At 40.5% G+C, this 6019-nt stretch carries 6 protein-coding genes; 2 read left to right on the forward strand and 4 right to left on the reverse strand.

From position 1 onward, the window contains the following. Positions 1-232 precede the first annotated feature (232 nt). Positions 233-859: a CDP-alcohol phosphatidyltransferase family protein gene (locus Q0212_RS06245; protein WP_297923663.1), complete on the forward strand. Its 627-nt coding sequence runs from the start codon at positions 233-235 to the stop codon at positions 857-859. After that, a complete protein-coding gene (locus Q0212_RS06250; RefSeq protein ID WP_297923665.1) occupies positions 852-1391 on the forward strand; it encodes a CDP-archaeol synthase in 540 nt (179 codons plus the stop codon). The genes Q0212_RS06245 and Q0212_RS06250 overlap by 8 nt, the downstream gene beginning before the upstream one ends. A 52-nt stretch (positions 1392-1443) precedes the next feature. Here the strand turns inward: Q0212_RS06250 and glp are convergent, their stop codons facing one another. The 4 genes from glp to Q0212_RS06270 form a co-directional block, all read right to left on the reverse strand. Then, complete coding sequence (gene glp, locus Q0212_RS06255; RefSeq protein WP_297923667.1) at positions 1444-2661, reverse strand: gephyrin-like molybdotransferase Glp; 1218 nt, start codon at positions 2659-2661, stop codon at positions 1444-1446. After that, the gene (gene moaB / locus Q0212_RS06260; RefSeq protein ID WP_297923669.1) at positions 2661-3203 is read right to left on the reverse strand and encodes a molybdenum cofactor biosynthesis protein B; all 543 of its coding nucleotides are present in this window, start codon (positions 3201-3203) and stop codon (positions 2661-2663) included. Before moaB ends, glp begins: the two co-directional genes overlap by 1 nt. Before the next feature lie 113 nt (positions 3204-3316). Further along, on the reverse strand, positions 3317-4312 hold the full coding sequence (moaA, locus tag Q0212_RS06265; protein WP_297923670.1) for a GTP 3',8-cyclase MoaA: 996 nt from the start codon (positions 4310-4312) through the stop codon (positions 3317-3319). A gap of 138 nt (positions 4313-4450) precedes the next feature. Further along, positions 4451-6019, reverse strand: a 1569-nt coding sequence (locus tag Q0212_RS06270; RefSeq protein WP_297923672.1) for a DUF3458 domain-containing protein, incomplete at its 5' end; no start/stop codon positions are given.

Consider the following 6019-nt stretch of genomic DNA (forward strand, 5'->3'; position numbering starts at 1 on the left):
AAAAAAAAGTTGGCAAAAGAAAAATGAGTGTTATATTACAACTAACAGTGTCGTACGTAAAATATTATAAATAATTTATTGCATAAACATCATATTGATCACGCACAATTTGTTTTAATTGATCACATGCCTGTTGATGGCCGCCACAACAGCAAAATTGACCGTGTGCAACTAAAAAAATTGCTGAGCAAAGGCAAGTTAAGGCCACAGCCTTTTGTTTTAGAAACTCGTTATGAATTCCAATAGTCATTTTATTATTCGTTTAAATTGGGTTGACCTGATTACGCTCAGTGGGGTGTTTACTGCGTCTTTGGCAGTCATTGCAGCCCTAAATCAAGCCATTTATTTATGCGCTTCGTTATTGTTTTTAGCCATGCTGGGTGATGCTTTAGATGGTTTATTAGCACGTAAATATCAATTAGAACGCAATTTTGGCCGTTATCTTGATGGCTTTATGGATGTTTTGATTTATTTAGTTGCCCCTTGTTTAGCGTTGTATTTACATGGTTTTAATGGCTGGTGGGCAATTTGTTTGTGGCCTGTTTTGTTATCTGGCTGCATACGTTTAGCGGTGTTTAATGATATTGGCAACATTCAAGAAAGTAATGGCCTTGCTTATTTAGGGATGCCCGTTTTTTGGAGTGTCTTTATTTTTGGTGCGTTTTTATGGCTAGAGCTACTCATAGGCAAAACTATCAGTTATAGCCTACTTGCTCTTAGCCTACTGTTGTTTAGCTACGCGATGGTGATTCGTCGACCATTTTTTAAATTTAAAAAACTTTGGCACATTTTGTTATTAACCTTGGGCAATAGCTTAGTGTTTTTGGCCATGCATGTTTGGTCGATTTATCATGGTTAACGATATTCTTCTCGCTTTTTATTTGCACATTCCGATTGTCATTGGTGGTGTGTTACACATGGTTGTGGTGAGTCGCCAATATTTATCGTCATTAGCTACCCCCATTTATAGCCCGTGGTTTGGTGCAAACAAAACATGGCGTGGTTTTGTGGTTGTACCTCTATTAACTGCTTTTGGCGCAATATGTGTTTGGCCAATTGAACAAAGTCTTGATAAAGCCATTTACCCACAAGGTTTTGGCTTATTGTTAGCAGGATTTTGGGCAGGATTAGGCTATATGCTCGCCGAGTTACCCAACTCTTTTATCAAACGCCGTTTGGGTATTGCTTCGGGTGCTGTTCCCGAAAAAGGTAAATATATAGTGATTTTGATGGATCAATTAGATTCAGGTATTGGTTTTAGCCTTGCTTATTGGTGGTATTTATCCTTATCCATACAACAAGCATTATTATGTGCTTTAACTTTTCCTATTACTGCTTTGATTATTAAGCGTTTGTTGTTTATAGCCAAACTTAAAAAGAGTGCAACTTAGACCAAGACTTACGCAGTTATCACTTATTTGCTGAAATGCGTAAGTCCTCAGTTTAAAACCGCCAAAAAGCGACTCTATCCCCACTCTCATAGGTTTTGCCAATTTCAATAATAGCAAAACCATCAGCCCAAACGGCTGACGATAATACGCCACTGCTTTGGTTATGGTATTTGCTTAATACCAATTCACCTTGTTCATTTTGTACTAAACGAACGCGTAAATACTCCTGACGGCCTTGCGCTTTTTTTATCGAAAAATCGATAGGCATCGCCACCACACTTGGTTTTACTTTATGACGTTGACCTTGATAATAAGCTAAAAACGTTTGAGCCATGACTTTAAAGGTAACAAACACCGATTGTGGATTACCAGGTAAACCAATAAAGGGCGTTGTACCAATAGAGCCAAATGCTAAGGGCTTGCCTGGTTTGAGCGCGACTTTCCACAAATCTAATTGGCCAATTTGTTGTAATGCAGTTTTAACGTGATCCTCTTCACCAACAGACACACCGCCTGTAGTCATCACCACATCAGCTTGCTGAGCAGCATTGGCCAACGCATTAATCGTATCTGGCAAATTATCGGCAATCACACCACCATCAATGGCTTGATAACCTTGTTCGGTTAATAAAGCCCCTAATAATGGACTGTTACTATTATAAATCTGCCCTACTTTTAGCGTTTGCTCTGCTTGGGCTAACTCATCACCCGTACAAAAATAGACAACCTTTAAACGCTGATAAACCTTGACCTTAGCCTTACCAATGGTTGCCAACAAGCCAATCGCGGCTGGCGTAAGTTTTTCGCCCTGACGCAAAATGGTAACGCCACAAGCAATATCTTGACCTTGTGGCCGAATATTTTCTTGGACATCAGGTCGCTGTAAAATTTCTACAAGGCCATCTGCTGTGAGTTGGGTGTTTTCTTGCATTACCACCGCATTAGCCCCATCAGGAATGACTGCACCTGTAAAAATGCGTGCGGCTGTGCCTCGTTGTAATGGTTGTGGCGCACTGCCTGCGGCAATACGTTGGCTAATGGCTAAAATAGTTGTGTGTTGTAAATCCTCGGTATGAACAGCATAACCATCCATCGCAGAATTAGCTTGAGGAGGTACATCTATCGTAGCAACGACATCTTCGGCTAACACACGACCTAAAGCATCACTTAATAAAGTTTGCTCTATGACGGGAGTTTTTTGGCTGGCGGCTTGTTGCAAACGTTGTAAAACCTCATCAACCGACATTAAACCGTGACTAGGACAACTCATTAGCCACGACTCCCACACTGCTCGGCTTTTTTCAGATTAGGGACAAAGTTGCAAGGACGATGCTGATTATCAAGTTGTTGTGACAAAATATTGATCCATGCTGTTTTGCACGCATTGGTTGAACCCGGCATACAAAAAATCACCGTGTTATTGGCCATGCCTGCCAAAGCACGCGATTGTAAGGTGCTTGTGCCAATTTCTATCATCGAATAATGACGGAAAATCTCACCAAAACCTTCGATATGTTTATCAAACAACACATTCACTGCTTCGGGTGTGCTGTCGCGCCCTGAAAAACCTGTACCACCTGTCACCAAAATCGCTTGTACATTTGGACTAGCAATCCATGCCGAAATAATGGCGCGAATTTGATAAATATCATCTTTAACAATTTGTCTATCTGCTAAAAGATGGCCTGCTCCCGTTAAGGCATCAATCAAATATTGACCAGAGGTATCGGTTTCTAAATTACGGGTATCTGATACGGTTAATACGGCAATTTGTAATGGCACAAAAGGTTTATTGATTGCGGAATGACTCATAATAACTCCTAAAATGTGTAAAGAATTGTCTCCCAACAATTTAGGGAGTGTATAGTATATTACTGTAAAACAAACCCTTCGACTTCGCTCAGGGAACACAACTACCTACAATATTATCCGCCTGTCATATTCATAAAACGCACAATTTGCGGCTCATCGTTTAAATCAAAATGATGCTTTTCGGGCTTTAAGGGTAATGCGTTAAATAAAGTATCAATTAATGGTTGATCGTCATTAGGAAAGTTGCGTAATGGCGCTTTTAGATCGGCAGAATGTTCATTGCCTAAACATAATAACAAACGCCCTTCTGCCGTGACTCGCACTCGATTACATGAGCCACAAAAATTGTGACTATGCGGTGAAATAAAACCCACACGACTGTTGCTATCGCTCATATGATAATAACGAGCTGGCCCACCTGTGGATTCAGAAACAGCAGTTAACGGATAAAATTGATCTATGCTATGGCGAACTTGGTCATTGCTGATATAGGTTTCAGCACGTTGATGCTCGGTAATGACACCTAATGGCATTTCTTCAATAAAGGCTATATCTAATTGATTTTGCCGAATAAAATTGACTAAGTCTAAAATCTCATCGTCATTTTTGCCTTTTAAAATCACACTATTTAATTTAATGTGTTGAAAACCTGCTTGTTGGGCAGCTTCAATACCTGCAAGCACTTCGGATAATTTGCCAGTTCGGGTCATGTCACGAAAACGATCTTCTTGCAAACTATCTAAGCTAATATTAATACGCGATAGCCCCGCTTCTTTAAGCGGTTTCGCTAAACGGGCAAGTTGTGAACCATTGGTCGTTAAGGTTAGTTCTTTTAAGCCTTGTAAACTTGCTAGCTTTTCAACTAGCCAAACTATATTTTGTCTAACTAAGGGTTCACCGCCCGTTAAACGAATTTTGCTAACCCCTAAGCTCACTAAAACGCGTCCTACACGATAAAGCTCTTCTAGGCTTAAAATTTGTTGACGAGGCAAAAACACCATGTCTTCGCTCATGCAATACACACAGCGAAAATCACAACGATCCGTCACCGATAAACGGACATAAGTAATTTGACGACCAAAGCCGTCAATTAAGGCAGGATTAGACATGAAAAAGGTATAAGCCTGTAAGTAAAAACTAGAATATTGTTTTACTCTGTTTTATAAAAAAATACTATTGGCTTAAAGTACAGTTTTAAACTGGCCTTTGAGTCAATAGTATCCATCCAACATAAGCTAATAATAGTGCTAAGCCAACAACCTATTTAAGGTTTCAAAGGTATCATTAGATAACTTTTGTGCTTTTAAACCTTCTAATGCTGCTTTTGCTTGTTGCTGACGAATGGCCTCTAAACGTTTCCATTTACTAAACGCCCCCAACAAACGAGAGGCAATTTGTGGGTTAATTTTATCTAACTCAGCAATTTTGTTAGCGACAAATTGATAGCCTGCTCCGTCTGCTTGATGAAATAACACAGGGTTAGCATTAGCAAATTGCGCCACCACCGAGCGTAAACGATTAGGATTGGTCAAGGTAAAGGCAGAATGGGCACATAATTGCTCAATATCACTCAAACTGGCTTTAGCATTGGTGGCTTGTACGGCAAACCAACTATCAACCACTAAAGCTTCATCAACAAAACGTTGATAAAAATCCCCTAATGCGCTGCTTGCTTGTGCTGCTTGACTATAGACCAAACCACGCAAAGCACTCATGCGCGCACTCATATTGTCAGCTTGTTGGTATTGCTGCGCAGCTAAAGTTTGTGCATCTGTGCTTGCTGTAGATTGCAATAAATAATGTAAACACTGATCACGCCATGAACGCTGAGCAATCGCCGCGCTGTTATAAACATAGCTAGCTTGCGTGAAGGCCATATATTGCGTACGGAAAAAATCAACTAAAGCATTGGCAATCGCTTGTTGCAAGATTTCTCTGGCTTGGGCGATATGGCTTGGGTTAATCACCGCCACCTTTTCGGCCAAATAATTTTCGGTGGGTAAACTGAGGATTTTTGCCGCTAAAGCAGCATCTTGTTGTGCTAAAGTGGGTAAAAAAGCAGCTAAGCCTGTTAACAATTCATCAATGGCTAAACCTGTTAACGGTTCTTGTTGTTGGTCAATATTAGCAATCATCGCCAACAATAAACGCTCATACAGACTTTGTGCGGCCAACCAACGATTAAAACCATTATTGTCATGCTGCATTAAGAACAATAATTCCGCATTAGAACTTTGATAATCCAAGACCACAGGTGCAGAAAAATCGCGTAATAACGAAGGCACAACGGCTTGTTCAACATCAACAAAAGTCCATGTTTGTTGCGCTTTGTCCGCAATTAACACGCGCTCTTTGCCTATGGCCTGTGTCTCACCTTGCAAACGTAAAGCAATCGCTTGGCCTGTGTGTTGGTCAAACAAGGCTAACTTAATGGGAATCGGTAAATACTCAGGATTCGGATAACCTTGTTTGGCAGGTGTTTGTTGGCTAATACTTAGACTATAGCTTTGTGCTTGCGCATTGTAATCTGTGGTTACAGTCAATACAGGTGTGCAAGGCTGTCTGTACCATTGCATAAACGCGCTTAAATCTTGTTGATTGGCATCTGCTAAGGCTTGGACAAAGTCTTCAACAGTCACCGCTTGGCCATCGTGGCGGCTAAAATATAAATCAGTACCTTTTCTAAAAGCGTCTACCCCTAATACAGTATGTAGCATTCTGACGATTTCCGCACCTTTTTCATACACCGTTGCGGTATAAAAATTATTGATTTCAATAAATGATTCGGGACGGACAGGATGCGCTAAAGGACTAGC

It is taken from the genome of uncultured Agitococcus sp., from assembly GCF_937920075.1.
Classification (GTDB): Bacteria; Pseudomonadota; Gammaproteobacteria; order Pseudomonadales; family Moraxellaceae; genus Agitococcus.